Below are 15,882 nucleotides of genomic sequence, written 5' to 3' on the forward strand. Positions count from 1 at the left end.
CAAAGGAAATAACTTCTAATAAACGTTCCATTACGGTATACAGTCGGCGAGCACCAATGTTTTCGGTGCGCTCATTGACTCGCCAAGCTACTTCCGCAATACGTCGTATGCCGGTTTCATCGAAGCTTAATTGCAAGCCTTCAGTTGCCATGAGAGCAGCATATTGCTCCGTCAATGAAGCACTGGGTTCAGTCAAAATACGAACAAAATCGTCTACACTCAATGCAGCCAATTCTACTCGAATAGGTAAACGCCCCTGCAATTCAGCAATTAAATCAGAAGGCTTCGCTACATGAAAAGCGCCTGAAGCAATAAATAAAATATGATCTGACTTCACCATACCGTATTTAGTGGATACTGTGCAGCCCTCTACCAACGGTAACAAATCACGCTGCACACCTTCACGTGATACATCACCTCCGCCTTGCTCGGCTCGTTTTGCAACTTTATCCAATTCATCAATGAAGACGATGCCATGTTGCTCAACATTTTCAATAGCCCGTGTTTTAATATCTTCTTCATTGATTAGTTTCGCTGCTTCTTCCTCACGCAAAATCTTCATTGCCTTGGCAATCGTTAATTTACGTGTTTTTGTGCGGCCTGTACCCACCTGTTGAAACATAGCTTGCAACTGACTGGTCATTTCTTCCATACCAGGTGGTGCCATTATTTCTACACCAACTGGTGTCGCTGATAACTCGATCTCAATTTCATTGTTATCAAGTGCGCCTTCACGTAGTTGTTTACGGAAAACCTGGCGAGTTGATGATTCTTTTTCACTGGTGATTACAGCACCTCTCGCCGGCGGCAATAAAGCATTCAAGATCCGGTCTTCCGCAGCATCTTCAGCAAGATTCTCAACTTTTTTCATGGCTGATTCGCGTTCTTGTTTGATAGCAATATCAGTCAAATCACGAAGAATGGAATCGACATCGCGTCCGACATAACCAACTTCGGTAAATTTAGTCGCTTCTACTTTAATGAAAGGAGCCTGAGCTAATTTCGCCAAGCGTCTGGCAATTTCTGTTTTACCAACACCTGTTGGCCCAATCATCAAAATATTTTTGGGCATTATTTCGTTACGTAATATAGGATCTTTGATTTGCATACGTCGCCAACGATTACGCAGAGCAATCGCTACAGCGCGTTTTGCTTCATCCTGACCAATAATGTGCTTGTCTAATTCTTGCACTATCTCACGAGGAGTCATTATCATTGTATTATTCACTAGTCACTATCCAATTCTTCAATGGTTAAATTGTGGTTGGTGTATATACATATATCACCTGCAATCGATAAGCTTTTACGGACAATCTCGGACGCTGATAATTTAGTATTTTCCAACAGTGCTCGAGCTGCCGACTGAGCAAATGGGCCGCCAGAACCAATAGCAATCAATCCTTCCTCGGGCTCAATGACATCACCATTTCCGGTAATAATTAAAGAGGCCTTACTGTCTGCTACTGCTAATAGCGCCTCCAGGCGGCGTAAGATTTTGTCAGTTCGCCAATCTTTGGCAAGCTCAACAGCCGCACGCACCAAGTGCCCCTGATGCATCTCCAGTTTGCGCTCGAAACGCTCAAAAAGAGTGAACGCATCAGCGGTCCCACCAGCAAAACCAGCAATTACTTTATCTTTATAAAGTCGCCTGACTTTACGGGCATTGCCTTTCATTACAGTATTACCCATAGTGACTTGCCCATCACCACCGATAACTACTTTATTGCCCCGTCTGACAGACAGGACGGTTGTACCACGATATTGTTCCAAGATACATCCTCATTACAGGTCGAAGAACCTAAAATGGGGATGCAAAAAAAATCAATGGAGGATTTGAATTATTTTTTCCTTTCTGTAGGCATAAAATATGCGAATCAGCTATCTGGACAACATTTTCTGCAAAAGCCTTTTAATTCAATGGCATCCTGGCCCAAATGGAAATGGTTCTCTGCTGATAATTTTTGTACTAGGGCACGTAAGGTCTTATCGTACACTTCATGAACCTGATGACAATCATTACACACCATTAATACCTCAGTAGGCAGTTGTTTTTCAGGCTCATGGCAAAGTGTATACGATTGGATAGACTCAATTTTGTGTACCACACCGGATTCAACAAAATAATCAAGTACACGGTACACAGCAGGTGGCTTGGAGCTTTGCTTGCTTTGCAATAACCTATCGAGAATCTCATAAGCTTTTAATGGTTTTTCTGCACTCCATAAAAGAAACAAGACACTCTTGCGCAAAGAAGTGAATTTCAATTCAATCGCTATACAATAATCTAGAAAGGAGGCTGGATAAGTCATGCTCTTTTACTTTTGTAGCCCCCAAATTATATAAGTTAATCCGCTTATTCTAGGCCGTTCATAAAAGATATGCCATGTGTTAAAGGCTCAATTTGCAAATATTCCGCGAGAGTTTGGCCAATATCAGCAAAACTATCGCGACGTCCGATAAAACAACTCGCTAATTGGGGGCCAAAAGCCAAAACCGGGATATGTTCTCTTGTATGATCAGAGCCGGGAAACGTCGGATCACAACCATGATCAGCCGCGATTACAACCATATCACCAGAGTCTAATTGTGCTAGCAGCTCTGGTAAACGTTGATCAAATTGTTCTAGCGCATGGGCATACCCACCCACGTCTCGTCGATGGCCGTAAGAAGAGTCGAAATCAACAAAATTGGTAAAGACCAAACTACCGGCCGGGGCTGTTTTCATTGCAGCCAAAGTAGCATCGAATAAGGCTTGATTACCATCCGCCTTTATTGTCTGTGTCAACCCTTGATGAGCAAAGATATCGGCAATTTTACCAATGGCAATGACTTCTCGCCCTGCCTTTTTTAACGCATCCAAAAGAGTTAGCGCAGGCGGCAACGTTGCATAATCACGGCGATTGCCGGTACGAGAAAATCCACCAGGCCTACCAACAAAAGGCCGAGCAATAACCCGCCCTATCTGATAATCATCGACTAATTTGCGCGCAATTTCACATACTTCATACAAACGCGCCAAACCAAAACTTTCTTCATGAGCGGCAATCTGAAACACACTATCAGCCGATGTGTAAACAATTGGTTTACCTGTCTTAATATGTTCCTCACCCAGTTCATCAATAATTGTGGTTCCTGAAGCGTGTTTCTGCCCTAATACACCCGGTAAACCCGCTTTTTTATCAATTCATTAATTAATTTCTGCGGGAAGCAAGGTTGTTCAGCAGGAAAATAACCCCACTCAAATGTCACTGGCACACCAGCTAACTCCCAATGACCGCTTGGTGTATCCTTGCCCAAGCTTTGCTCTACTGCATAGCCATAATACCCCTTTGGAGTAGCAAGTGTTGATAAATCTACTAAAGGAATACCTGAGCTGGCTACCGTTGCATGATACAAACCCAGGTTTGTTAAATTAGGGAGATGTAAAGGCCCTTGACGCACCCCCTCTTTATTAGCGAGTCCTTCCTTACAAGCCTGATGAATGTGAGCAAAAGTATTGGCTCCTTCATCGCCATAACGGTGCGCATCAAGACTTGCACCAATTCCCAGAGAATCCATTAATAAAATACAAACACGCCGCCCCAGCATCCTTATACCTCTTTTTGTCGACAGTGAGTTTCTTTTAAACCAAATAAGGCAAACAAGGCCAGAAGTAAGCCTAGAGGTAAAATCATTGCAGCATATTGGTAATCACCTAATGAATACACGGGAATACCATCCAGCATTTTCATTTCGCCATGATGCATCAATAAAATGCTGAACAAATTCTGATAAATGATATAACCACCTTGAGTCAAAATAGAAACCATACTGACTGCGGTGGCAGTTATTAATGGAGAACTGCTTTCAGCAACCAACGCATAACTTATTACCTGAGCAGCAGTAAAAAAGCCTAAGAGAAAAACAACCCTTTCATAACGGGTAAAGAAACAGGCACAAACAATATTACAAGCATGATTAGTAAAGATGCCCATACACCAACCTTCATTGGTAATACACGTAAACCTAATTTGTCCGAACACCAGCCAATCAACGGCCCACCAATAATTGCCCCAAGAAATAGCATGGAATTAACTACTGCTGCATCTTCTTTGGCAATACCCATTCTTTGCACTAGATAAAGGGAACCCATCATAGCACCAAACACAGCAATAGCCATATTCATCAGGCTGGTATAGAGTGCAGCCCTTAAGGTTTGCGGATTAAGATACGCTTTCTTGGCCGTAACAAGTAAACTGATTTTTTGCCCCACTTTGTGGCTTACTTCCTGTGCTTTGTCAATAATTGCAAACGACATAAAAACCAGCATGGCGGTACCAAGCCAACCCACCTGCATCAAAGCATCCCGCCAACCAATCTGAGCGACTAACTTGGTTAAAGGATACTGAGCCAACATACCACCAGTCATTGCCATGGTGACAATTACGCCAGCAACCATTGCCATACGTTGTGGTGGAAACCAGCGAGAAGCCAACCGGACTGGCCCAAGGAAACAAAATGCGCTACCAATACCAGTAACAAAACGGCAAAACAAAGCCAAATAAAAGGAATGTGCATGAGCCAGAATGAAGGTGCTTAACACGCATAGCAGCATTGCTACCAGAATAGTTTTCTTAGTTGAAAATCGATCGAGAACAACACCTGCCACAAACAGGAAGAGAACATTTGAAAGGTAGTATATGCTTGATAAATAAGCCATTTTATCGGCCTGCACATGAAAGTCGTACATAATATTATCAGCAATGGATGCAAACATATTGCCTTGAATAAATTCATAAAAGAAAACAATGATGCACTAAAACAAACTAACCATGGTAAGAAAGTTGATGCCAATCTCTCACTTCCTTTGAATTCTTCCACCATCTGCATAAAAACTCCTCAATCCAAACGTTTGCAGTAAGTCTCACGAGTCATCAAAACCGCCAGTAAAGCTGCTACAGCGGTTAGAGGAAATATCCACATTGCATATTGAAAATCAGCCACTGTGTATTGTTGTGCTGAAGCAGGAGCATGGTGTTGCATTAATACACCAAATATTACTTGCCCCACACCGCCTCCACCCATGATAAGAACAGAAGCGATACCAGTTGCCGTACCTGTATTTTTGGTTGAATTACTTTCAGTCAATTAGGGGATAACTAATTACTTGAGTGCTTGTGAATAAACCTAACATGAAAACAGGATGCTTAATTGGAACTGCGATAAAGCAAGATCCATAAATAAAGGAAGTACAGCAAATAAGGTTGCTATAGCACCGACGACCATTAAGGGTTTGCGGCGTCCCTGGGTATCCGAAAGCCAGCCCACTAAGGGACAACCAAGAATACTCCCCATAAAGATAAGACTAACAACATTGGAAGCAGCCATTTCAGATAAGTGGTGAACAACCTGTAAATAACTGGCTCCCCACAAAGCGCAAAGAACCATGATGGGTAAATTCAAAAAAGAGGTATAAAAACCAGCAAGCCAGTTTTGACGATTGACCAGAGCCTGCAGAAATCCCGGAAGAAGAGCTGCTTCCTGGGCAGTATTACGCCTCGAGACAATATAAGGTCTATCTTCAACTATTTTATAAATCCAGAGTAGTAAAAGCACACCTACCGCACCATCAATCAACAATGAATTTCTCCAGCCATAATACTCATTAAGGTGAGCAAAAGGAGTATGTGCCATCATCCCACCTAAAAAGGCCATTGTTACCAAGGAGCCGATAACCAAAGCTTGGCGGCGTGGTGGAAACCAATTCGAGACTAATACTACGCAGGATAAAAAACAGAATGCATTACCAATACCAGATAGAAAATGAAAAAACAAGCTAAAACAAATGAGTTAGTCAGTGCAAATCCCAGTGTACCAATAACACAAACGAACATAGCACTAAGAATGACCTGGCGGGTAGAAAAACGATCCAGAATGATACCCGCAGGTAAAAGAAATAAAATATCTGCCCACAGATAAGTACTCGACATCCAGCTAAGCTGAGCTGCATTTAAGTGAAAATCATCGCGTAAGGGCTGGTTAATTACATCGAAAATGTTAAGTTGAAAAAACTCATAAAAGAAAAACAACCCTGCTGACAGGCAAACCATCCAAGCCATTAAGTCACCACGAGGCAAAGCTACGCCCGAATCCACTGCGACTGAATCAGACAAGATCACTCCTTAGCAAGGGTTGCAAAATTTGCGGCGAATTGTATCAAAAATCACATTGGATTGGTATCTTTATTGAACAATTTTTTCTTATCAAGCAATACGCCGACTTCACCCGTTTTAAAATGTCGCCGGCAAGTAGAAACATACAGTCCATTTCCGCCAATAACCACTTGCTCCCCCTCTGAAATCACCTCGCCTTTTTCATTAAGACGCAAATTCATGATCGCTTTGCGACCGCAATGACAAATTGTTTTCAGCTCGACTAATTCATCTGCCCAGGCAAGTAAATACTGACTCCCTTCAAATAACTCCCCTCTAAAATCAGTACGTAAACCATAGGCTAAAACTGGAATCTGCAATTGGTCGGTAATTTCTGTTAATTGATAGACCTGTTTACGAGTTAGAAATTGGGCTTCATCAATCAATACGCAAGCATAGGTTTGTCCTTGCTGCAAGCGAGAACTGACTTGTTCATACAAATCATCTTCATTGTGGAAGATTAGGGCTTGTTCTGCTAAACCAATTCGAGAATGAATAAGGCCTTGCTGGTATCGGGTATCAATGGCAGGCGTATAGAGCAAAGTTTGCATGCCACGCTCACGGTAATTATGACTTGATTGCAGTAGAACCGTGCTTTTACCTGCATTCATAGCTGCAAAATAGAAATAAAGCTTTGCCATAAGAACGATAACCTAATTAAAAGTTCTCGTACTCTACTATGGATTGCCCCAAGAAAATAGAATAAGACGAATAACCTTTTGCAAATTAGATCGACTGAGCCTATATTAACAACGATTCATGCTCATGCTAAGGATAATTCTATGATTCCAGTACAAGGATATGCCGCCCCAAAGGCAAAAGCGCCTCTCTCTCCTCACTCTTTTAAACGCAGAGATGTAGGCGAGCATGATGTTTTGATTGATATCCTCTATTGCGGTATTTGTCATTCCGATATTCACCAGGCACGCGATGAATGGGGTGGGGCACTTTTCCCTATGGTGCCCGGTCATGAAATTGTTGGGGTGGTCAGTAAAATTGGGGGCAAAGTAAAAAATTTAAAGAGGGAGACCATGTGGGAGTTGGTTGTTTTGTAGATTCCTGCCGACGTTGTGAAAGCTGCCGCGAAGGATTAGAACAATATTGTTATGAAGGGATGACAACCACATACAATGGTATGGAGCGTAGTGGTAAGCAACTCACGCAAGGAGGGTATTCAACCAAAATTGTGGTGAATGAAAATTATGTTCTTCATATTCCCGACAATTTACCTCTCGATGCGACAGCACCTCTTTTATGTGCCGGAATTACTCTTTACTCACCATTAAAACATTGGGGTGCCGGCCCAGGTAAAAAAGTCGCTATTGTTGGTTTGGGTGGGTTAGGGCATATGGGTGTTAAACTGGCTCATGCGCTAGGGGCAGAGGTCACTGTGCTTAGCCATTCATCTACAAAGGAAGCTGACAGCAAGCGCCTGGGAGCCGATCATTTTTATACAACCTCCATCATGTCGAATTTCGCCAAATTAAGCGCTAGTTTTGACCTCATTATATGTACTGTTTCGACAGGCATTGATTGGAATCAATATTTAAGATTACTCAAACGTGAAGGTACCATGGTCGTCTTGGGAGTCCCTGAAAAAAATGTCCCAGTCGGAGCATTTTCACTGGTTAGTGGGCGCCGCAGTCTTGCCGGCTCATTGATTGGCGGGATCAAAGAAACCCAAGAAATGCTTGATTTCTGTGGCAAACATACTATCACATCCGAGATTGAGTTAATTCCCATTCAACAAGTCAATGAGGCCTACGAACGTGTTTTAAAAAGCGATGTCCGATATCGTTTTGTCATTGACATAGCATCGTTGAAATAAATAATACACCTCTTTCAAAACTCACTGCAGTGAGAGCAGAGCAAGGAGAAACGGCGCAGAATTACAGTGAGCCCCGTATCGAGCAGTGATGCGCCAATGCAGTAACGTTTCGAACACAATCTAATGAGCCCGGTTTGTCGGGCTGGCTTGTAAATTTTGCCGTAAAAAATTTCTTTTACTTATTTAAAGTCGGTTAGACTTTACAAACAAGAGTGCATATAATTTAAACAGTTATTACCTGTTGTAGCCTTTGAATTGTGAAAATTTTATTTATTAACTTATCTGACCCCGGAACATTAGGACAAAAATCAGGTGAGGCTTTAGAAAAAACATAAGCCTTCTTTCTTCTCTAAGAGTAAAAGTAACGTAACCGTATTAAACCTAATGAATTGCGCTTTGCAATTTGCTAGCTCAGGAACGATTAATTTAGACCAGCAAACCTCAAAAACACTCCAGGAGTGGTTAAAAAAAGAAAAAAGACTACAAAATTATTATTGCAGCGCATGGTAAAGTCGATGATACAAATTATTGTTACGCTGAATCAGACCCTGAAGAGATTTTCAAAACCCATAAATTGCTTAATTATGCCCAGCTCGCTGCGTTTGTAAAAATTCTTCTTGCCGTTAAGGATCAGACAATACCTTTCAACATGACTTTGAGTATTTGTTATAGTGCCCGCAGTCAAGATCACGAGAAAGATCATATTCGCCAAGTTGCAGAGATTGATATACAAACCAGTTTTGCAGCAAAATTTTATGCCCTCTTGATTACTGACTGTCACCTACGTCTAAAAGCGGTTACCGGCTCTGTCCAATTTGATGAAAAAACCGGTGCCTTATTGGTTGAAAGCGAAGAGGTCATTCAGGTAATTGAACGTTATGATAGTTGTCTAAAAGCGCTTAAGCGCTTTGAACAAGAAGAAGTCCAACCTCTACTTAAAACGCTTATCGAAAAAAAGGTCCCGAAGCCTGGGAAATATATTTGCGTGATGATAGTTATAAAAAGAATGAAACACCATTAGATAAGGTATGGATTAAATTCCTTGCTTTACAAGAAAAATATGAAGAGTTGCGCCAGGTAAAAACTCAAATGAGTCAAAAACATTATGGGCAAGTCTTGTTTGATTATAATCCTCAAATGGATACAGTTACTATTTCGTTAAAACACAAAGAAAAACAAACTGTAGTAAAGACGATAAAGCGAGACGATTTTACTGCTTATTACGACAATGAAGATAGGCTGACCAGCGAAGGACAATCCTCTACCTCAGACACATCAGTGATCTCAAGCCAAAAAACAGACCTATGATTATTTTGACAATTGATTAATTCGTTGCTTAACTTTTAATAAGGTAATCCTATTAATTATAGAAGGATTTAGGGTGAAGATCATGGGCTACGTAAAAATCAAACCGTTGATAATAGGGTTAGTTTTTCTTTTGCAAGCTCGCTTTTCCCAGCCGCCTCGTTTGCGACTAGTGCTTCTGATGCTAAAAAACCGATTTTACAAGTCCGAGATACGCAATTTCAATTGGATAATCGGGGAAAAACCGTAAAAGCGTTTGAAGTAATATTAATTCAACCTGATGGTACAGAAAGTAAGGAAGGCTATACTGGTGTTAAAGGAAAATTTTTTGATGTCATTGTAGAAAATAAATCCGCAGAACCAATAACACTGCATTGGCATGGCTTGATTGTACCCAATGATCAGGATGGCGTTCCAGGTGTTACCCAAACGTTAATACAACCGGGTGAAAAACGACCATTCAAGTACAAACTAGTGCAGTCAGGCACTTACTGGATGCATTCCCACGAAGGATTTCAAGAGCAACAGCAATTATCAGCACCCTATATTATTTATGAATCAGAGCAGCAAAAAAATAATGAACAAGATGTTGTGATGTTTATGAAAGATTTTACTTATCAATCTCCACAAGCCATATTCAACAAACTACGTAATGCCCCAATGCCCGCCATACAAACCGATAGCACAAAAAATATGGCTGGTGGGAAACCTGTAAAAGCAAAAGCTGATTACAATGATGTTGATTATGATGCTTACATTACTAACAAAAAACGCTCGCAGAACCAGATATCCATTATGTGACTCCTGGTCAGGTGAGACTACGTGTTATCGATGCAGCAGCCGCCACAAATTTTGTTATTGATTTAGGGAAATTGCAGGGGACTTTGGTCGCTGTTGATGGTGCTAAAGTGAAACCTGTTCAAGGTTCTAAATTTCCAATTGGGATTGCTAACCGGCTTGATATCATTGTGAATATTCCCGCCAAGGGGGGTGCTTTTCCTATTTTGGGACAAGTAGAAGGAACCAATCAACAGACAGGCTTAATACTTGCCACTAAGGGAGCAGAAATTCCCAAACTCAGCCCAACAGCCAGTCAGACCATTGGGCGCGTCCCTTATTATGAATTAGAACAATCACTCAAGGCCGTTGAGCCACTACCAAAGAAAAAAGTTGATATCAGTTTGAATTATAACTTACAGGGAACCATGGACGGTTATCGCTGGATGTTAAATGATGAAACCTGGGCTAAGATTAATCCCAAAGTCGTCAAAAAAGGACAACGTGTAGAATTGGTATTTATCAATAAAACGCCCATGTCTCACCCCATGCATTTCCACGGCCACGTTTTTCAAGTAACGGAAATTAATGGCAAACCCCTAACAGACGGTGCCAGACGTGATACTATTTTGGTTCAACCTTTTTCAACGGTGAAGGTTCAATTCGATGCCGATAATCCTGGTATCTGGATGAATCATTGCCATAATCTTTACCATATGGCAGGGGGAATGATGACCACTATCGAATTTGCCGGTTACCCTAAACCCGCTTTTTATTTATCAACCCTAGGTAAAATTCAATAATCTACCGTACAAAGAGTTCCTGATTTTTTTGGCTCAAAAGAAGATCTGGTAAAATTTGAGCTTGATTACCATTTAAAATATGAATTTCTCGGAGACTCGAGGTTAAAGAAGCTAATATCGCTTTTACCTTGATAAGCATACCTGCTTTTACAATTTTTTCGTGAATTAGAGTTTGTAATTCAGCGGCTGTTAATTGCGTATAAACCTTCCCTTCATGATCAAAAATACCTGCTTGATCCGTTAAATAGATAAGTTGATCAACCGCCAACGTATTAGCGATCTGACAAGCCGCCAAATCTGCATTGATATTTAAAGCATTACCCTCTTCATCTGTTCCAATGGAAGCGATTACCGGTATGCAGTTATCCGACGCCAGGATATGCTGAATTATTTCACTATTTACCGTTTTTATCTCACCAACAAAACCATGTTGCTGACTGAAATAATTGCAAAGTAACATCTGCTGATCCGCACCAGATAAACCCACAGCACGTACGCCAGCTGCATTTAATTTCCTGACCAGCAATTGATTCACTTCGCCACACAGCACCATTTCTATTATTTTGATGGCCTCAGCTGAGGTAGCCCGCAAACCCGCAATAAACTCTGATTGGATATTATGCAGCATCAACGCCTTATTAATGGCTTTAGACCCGCCATGAACCAAAATAATCTGATAATTGGCTTCACTTAATTTTTTATATCGCTAGCCAATGAGCTAATTAACGCTTCATCATCAAGGATTGACCCACCTAGCTTGATTAAAATACATGGTTTAGATGATCTGGTCATGATACGTACTCAGCATTGATTTTGACGTAGTCCTCAGTCAAATCACAGCCCCAGGCTGTGGCGGAAAAAGAACCCTCAGCAAAAGCAATCTCAATCACTGTCGTATCTTTAATTAATTGTTTTTTCAGCTCAGCTAAATCCAGGTAATCGACGGGAGACCCTTGCGAAAACAGTTTCATTCCCTGAATAGAAATATCACAACGTTCAAGGGTAGCGACAGAAAGCCTCTCATTGCCAATACGAGCAAGAACACGCCCCAATTGGGTGACTCTCCATAAATGGCTGTTTTAATTAACGGACTAGTAATGATCGCTTTAGCAACGGAATTTGCCTGTGCCTGGTTCTCAGCACCACTCACTACGGCTTCAATTAATTTGGAAGCCCCCTCTCCATCTCGAGCGATACTTTTAGCAAGCGTAATAGCCACTTGCAAAAGAGCCTCGTGAAAAATTGCTTCATCGCCAGGATCAGCAAGTGATACACCGCTCATACCATTTGCCATAAGAAATACGCTATCATTTGTTGATGTTTCGCCATCAACACTAATCATATTAAAACTCTTATCACTCACTTGCTTAAGTAATTGCTGTGCTTTTGCCATATCGATTTGCACATCGGTTAGTAGATAACCTAACATGGTTGCCATATTTGGATGGATCATGCCCGATCCTTTGCAAACACCTGTAATAGAAACCTTTCCACCAGACAGTTGTATCTCCTTGTATATCGATTTAGGCACCAAATCAGTTGTTAGAATAGCCAGAGCAAAATTTTCGGCGATATCACTCGTCTTTTTAACCAGTGCAGGGATAGCTTGAGTAATTTTGCCGATGGATAGGGGCCTACCGATAACGCCAGTTGACGCGGTTAATACCTGGGTTGATTCACAGTTCAGTGTTTTAGCAAGTTCAACTGCCATACTGATGTTATCTTGGATACCTTTCAAACCAGTCGCTGCATTCGCTTCACCGCTATTCGTAATAATTGCTCTAATATTGATTGCGGGTAATAATTGCTCACAATAGTTAACTGCGGCCGCTTTGCAATGATTTTGCGTAAACACACCAGCTGCCACACTAGGTTTTTCTGAAATAATGACGCCTAAATCGGGGCGATACAATCTGACCCCGCAATTCATCCCACCAGCCGAAAATCCCAAGGGTAATTTTGTTCTAAAAATACCTGCTCCAAGTATCATGCTGCCTCCTTCATAGGTAACAGACCTGTCGCTAGCGGTAAATGATAAAGCGCATTAATATTTTCAATCGCTTGGCTTGCGGCACCTTTCAACAAATTATCAATGCAAGAGAACAGCGTAATCTGACCTTCATTAATGAAATAACCGATATGAGTATTTGCTGTGCCAACCACCTGTTTTAACGATAAAACAAACGGACTGTCGTCTTGATTAATTTCTTCATAATGGATTAATAGATAAGTTTGATAGGCCGTTTGAAAAGCTGACTTAACCGCTGCTGCAATGGCCTCATCGGATGCAAAATCAACCTTGGCTTCCGCATAAATACTCATTGAAATTCCACGAACCAAGGGAAGAATCTGAGTAGTTAGCCTGGGTTTTACCGCAATTTGCGTATGGTCATAAATCGCTTTCCTAATCTCTGGATTATGTTGATGCTTACCAATTTTATAAGGGAAAAAATTGCCCATTAATTCGCAAAACATCAGCTCTGGATTAGGGTTTTTCCCTGCACCGGAAACACCGGATTTGGCATCGATAATAATATTGTCCGTTTTAATAATGTTTTCTTTTATTAAGGGAAGAAGTGACATCAATGCACAGGTAGCATAACAACCCGGGTTAGCAATCAGTTGATAGTCATCATAGTTTGTTAACCAGGGTGATAAACCATAACCAGCCTTTTTTATCAAGTCGGGTGCTTGATGAGGTAAACCGTACCATTGAGTAAATTCATTCTCTGCCAGGCGAAAAGCGCCGCTGAGATCAACAATCTTTATCTGTGTCTTAGCCAATTTTGCAGCGATATCCATCGATATCGTTGCTGGTGTTGCAAGCAAAAGGATATCTGTTTGGGATGCTTGTACAGTCAATTCAGCGAGTGAATAGACCGGAATATGTCGTAGGTCAACATGCAATTTATCTTTATTTTGACGAGAAAAAACACCGGTCAATTCTAAATAGGGATGTTGGGCTATGAGTTTCACTAACTCTTGCCCCACATAACCTTCTGCGCCAACCACCATTACCTTATATTGCTTCGACATGCATAAATACTCTTAAATTTGGAATAAAATTAAATTTTTATTCTAAAAATTGCATAATAATTAAATAGCGGCGGTTTTGTCAATCCAAAACCACATAAATATGCATATTTTGAATAAAAAACGCATAAATAATCACAATAGTGACTATTTAATTTATCTCTATGAAAAAACGGCTGAAGGGAGTAGCTGAAGAAGAACATCCGTAATGTTAAGCTTTAGGAACAAGACTCAGGAGAAGCAGTATGTCTAGACAACAGAATAGTGGTATGAATGAACAACAAAATTTAATCCATAATTTAAGAGAACTCTTATCAGACGGCCAAATTACTACCCAGGAAGATATTTGTTCTGCATTGGAAGCCAAAGGACATTTGGTCAATCAATCAAAAATTTCACGCTTAATCAGAAGGCTTGGTGCCATTAAGTCTAAAAATGAACAAGGACAAATTGTTTACCGCTTACCTCATGAGCCAGCGCCGCCAACAACTGCAAGTCAGCTGGCCAATTTAGTCATCGATGTCATTGCCAATGAAACTCTCATCATCGTGAATACCAGTCCTGGCTCTGCACAACTGATTGCCCGTATTTTGGATTATAACAAAGAAAAAATTCAGATCATCGGAACAATAGCTGGTGATGATGCCATTATGGTAGCGCCTAAATCGATTAAAAAATCCATGAATCCATTAAAGAAATAAAAAACTTATTATTTATTTAGGGACATTACCTTCTTCATTAGTGCTCGCTTTCTGGTTAATCTGGCCAATGCCAACTGGGAACATCCAACAGATCTTGGCTCTGCAGTTCGGTTTTACCAAGCTGCTTTTCAAGCTTGATCACATTGCAACCAGGTTGCTCTTGCAAGAGGGCTATCAAACGCTCAGCATGAGAAACGACCCAAATCTGAGTATTTTCTGAAGCCCGCAAGATGAGTCTTGCCAAAGCAGGTAATAAATCCGGATGTAAGCTGGTTTCTGGTTCATTAAGGATCATGAGCGTGGGGGGACGCGGGGTTAATAGGGCTGCTAATAATAATACGTAACGTAAAGTCCCATCAGAAAACTCAGCACAGGACAGCGGTCTTAACAAACCATGCTGAGAAATGGCTAACGATAAATACCCTTCTCCATGCTGAATAATAATCAACTTTGCCCCAGGAAAGGCATCGCGAAAGGATTCATCCAAAGCATCACCGTCACCGATTTCCCGTATAGTCTGTAATGCGGCCGCAACATCGCGACCATCATGATGAAGCACCGGCGTGCGCGTACCTAATTGCGCTCTGCGAGCAGGAGCTTCAAAATCCGTACGAAAATGATCATAAAATCTCCAGTTATAAATAAACTCCCGCATACGGATTATTTCCGGTGTATGATCTAACGAGCCAATTTGATTAAAAAGACTTTCAAAAATATTCAATTGCTGTGATAAAACATCAAAATTTCGTCCGGCACGCACTTTGACGAGAGAGCCCCGCCTGTCAACCAGAAGACTCGCTGGTCGGTAATAAGCTCCAGCCCATATACATTCTCTCTTGATTTCTGGATCTAAAGAGAACGCTGATGAAGAAGGGGCTGGTAAACCAAGAGAAATAGAATAGCCAAACTCATCTGTAGCAAACCCCATGCGCATACGCTTTCTTTCTTTACGAACCTGGCCTTCAACTGCTAGGTCTCCTTTTAACATCGCCTTTGACACTGTTTCAGGGCCAGCCCAAAAGGTGGAAGATAATCCACCCTCTTGGGCCAAAGCCTGCACTACTCCACCCTGAGCTGTTTCTGCTAATAGACGTAGTGCACGGTAAATATTTGATTTTCCGCTGCCATTAGGGCCGGTAATAAGATTAAGCGAACCTAAAGGAATCATTAAATTTAAAACAGAACGGTAGTTATTTATAGCAAGCGTGAAAATCATGAGGGTTGGCTAAGCGCGAACAATTTTT

At 41.3% G+C, this 15,882-nt stretch carries 12 protein-coding genes and 6 pseudogenes; 6 read left to right on the forward strand and 12 right to left on the reverse strand.

Annotation, left to right across the window (positions count from 1 at the left end):
* The 8 genes and pseudogenes from hslU to BN58_RS00185 form a co-directional block, all read right to left on the reverse strand.
* Positions 1–1,216 (reverse strand): ATP-dependent protease ATPase subunit HslU (gene hslU, locus BN58_RS00155; RefSeq protein WP_026069151.1); only part of this gene is annotated, 1,216 nt, incomplete at its 3' end.
* An 11-nt stretch (positions 1,217–1,227) separates the two neighbouring features.
* Positions 1,228–1,770 carry an ATP-dependent protease subunit HslV gene (hslV, locus tag BN58_RS00160; protein ID WP_019215097.1) on the reverse strand — a complete coding sequence of 181 codons (543 nt, stop codon included), beginning with the start codon at positions 1,768–1,770 and terminating at the stop codon, positions 1,228–1,230.
* Positions 1,771–1,874: 104 nt separating this feature from the next.
* The gene (locus tag BN58_RS20665; protein ID WP_019215098.1) at positions 1,875–2,309 is read right to left on the reverse strand and encodes a transcriptional repressor; all 435 of its coding nucleotides are present in this window, start codon (positions 2,307–2,309) and stop codon (positions 1,875–1,877) included.
* 44 nt (positions 2,310–2,353) lie between these two features.
* A pseudogene (locus BN58_RS20670) lies at positions 2,354–3,585 on the reverse strand (phosphopentomutase).
* 5 nt (positions 3,586–3,590) lie between these two features.
* Positions 3,591–4,869 (reverse strand): annotated as a pseudogene (locus BN58_RS20675) (MFS transporter).
* 9 nt (positions 4,870–4,878) lie between these two features.
* Positions 4,879–5,127, reverse strand: a complete 249-nt coding sequence (locus BN58_RS37350; RefSeq protein ID WP_019215101.1) for a hypothetical protein — start codon at positions 5,125–5,127, stop codon at positions 4,879–4,881.
* A 39-nt stretch (positions 5,128–5,166) separates the two neighbouring features.
* Positions 5,167–6,098: pseudogene (locus BN58_RS20680) on the reverse strand (MFS transporter).
* 104 nt (positions 6,099–6,202) lie between these two features.
* On the reverse strand, positions 6,203–6,832 hold the full coding sequence (locus BN58_RS00185; protein ID WP_019215104.1) for a thymidine kinase: 630 nt from the start codon (positions 6,830–6,832) through the stop codon (positions 6,203–6,205).
* A gap of 141 nt (positions 6,833–6,973) precedes the next feature.
* Here BN58_RS00185 and BN58_RS20685 point away from each other — a divergent pair.
* The 5 genes and pseudogenes from BN58_RS20685 to BN58_RS27785 all read left to right on the forward strand — a co-directional run bounded on the left by BN58_RS20685 (position 6,974) and on the right by BN58_RS27785 (position 10,904).
* Positions 6,974–8,019: pseudogene (locus BN58_RS20685) on the forward strand (NAD(P)-dependent alcohol dehydrogenase).
* A gap of 574 nt (positions 8,020–8,593) precedes the next feature.
* On the forward strand, positions 8,594–9,040 hold the full coding sequence (locus tag BN58_RS00195) for a hypothetical protein (protein WP_019215105.1): 447 nt from the start codon (positions 8,594–8,596) through the stop codon (positions 9,038–9,040).
* Entirely contained in the window at positions 9,001–9,327 is a 327-nt protein-coding gene (locus tag BN58_RS00200) for a hypothetical protein (protein WP_156812279.1), read from the forward strand. The genes BN58_RS00195 and BN58_RS00200 overlap by 40 nt, the downstream gene beginning before the upstream one ends.
* Positions 9,328–9,549: 222 nt before the next feature.
* Positions 9,550–10,125, forward strand: a complete 576-nt coding sequence (locus BN58_RS27780; protein WP_051131812.1) for a multicopper oxidase domain-containing protein — start codon at positions 9,550–9,552, stop codon at positions 10,123–10,125.
* A complete protein-coding gene (locus BN58_RS27785; protein ID WP_051131813.1) occupies positions 10,122–10,904 on the forward strand; it encodes a multicopper oxidase family protein in 783 nt (260 codons plus the stop codon). Before BN58_RS27780 ends, BN58_RS27785 begins: the two co-directional genes overlap by 4 nt.
* Position 10,905: 1 nt before the next feature.
* On the opposite strand, the pseudogene argB reads toward BN58_RS27785, so the two are convergent.
* From argB to argC, 3 genes and pseudogenes are all read right to left on the reverse strand, one after another.
* A pseudogene (argB, locus tag BN58_RS20695) lies at positions 10,906–11,592 on the reverse strand (acetylglutamate kinase); the annotation flags it as partial.
* 100 nt (positions 11,593–11,692) lie between these two features.
* A pseudogene (argJ, locus tag BN58_RS00220) lies at positions 11,693–12,894 on the reverse strand (bifunctional glutamate N-acetyltransferase/amino-acid acetyltransferase ArgJ).
* Complete coding sequence (gene argC / locus BN58_RS00225; RefSeq protein WP_026069152.1) at positions 12,891–13,940, reverse strand: N-acetyl-gamma-glutamyl-phosphate reductase; 1,050 nt, start codon at positions 13,938–13,940, stop codon at positions 12,891–12,893. The pseudogene argJ and the gene argC overlap by 4 nt, the downstream one beginning before the upstream one ends.
* A 242-nt stretch (positions 13,941–14,182) precedes the next feature.
* Here argC and BN58_RS00230 point away from each other — a divergent pair, with 242 nt between their 5' ends.
* Complete coding sequence (locus BN58_RS00230) at positions 14,183–14,638, forward strand: arginine repressor (protein WP_019215111.1); 456 nt, start codon at positions 14,183–14,185, stop codon at positions 14,636–14,638.
* A gap of 55 nt (positions 14,639–14,693) precedes the next feature.
* Here the strand turns inward: BN58_RS00230 and BN58_RS00235 are convergent, their stop codons facing one another.
* Positions 14,694–15,854: an AAA family ATPase gene (locus tag BN58_RS00235; RefSeq protein ID WP_019215112.1), complete on the reverse strand. Its 1,161-nt coding sequence runs from the start codon at positions 15,852–15,854 to the stop codon at positions 14,694–14,696.
* Between the last annotated feature and the right edge of the window lie 28 nt (positions 15,855–15,882).

This window comes from Legionella tunisiensis, from assembly GCF_000308315.1.
Taxonomy (GTDB): Bacteria; Pseudomonadota; Gammaproteobacteria; order Legionellales; family Legionellaceae; genus Tatlockia; species Tatlockia tunisiensis.

Excerpts from the sequence above, each read along its gene's own strand:
- BN58_RS20665 (WP_019215098.1), bottom strand. The coding sequence starts at position 2,309 with ATGACTTATCCAGCCTCCTTTCTAGATTATTGTATAGCGATTGAATTG.
- BN58_RS00185 (WP_019215104.1), bottom strand. The coding sequence starts at position 6,832 with ATGGCAAAGCTTTATTTCTATTTTGCAGCTATGAATGCAGGTAAAAGC.
- argC (WP_026069152.1), bottom strand. The coding sequence starts at position 13,940 with ATGTCGAAGCAATATAAGGTAATGGTGGTTGGCGCAGAAGGTTATGTG.
- BN58_RS00230 (WP_019215111.1), top strand. The coding sequence starts at position 14,183 with ATGTCTAGACAACAGAATAGTGGTATGAATGAACAACAAAATTTAATC.
- BN58_RS00235 (WP_019215112.1), bottom strand. The coding sequence starts at position 15,854 with ATGATTTTCACGCTTGCTATAAATAACTACCGTTCTGTTTTAAATTTA.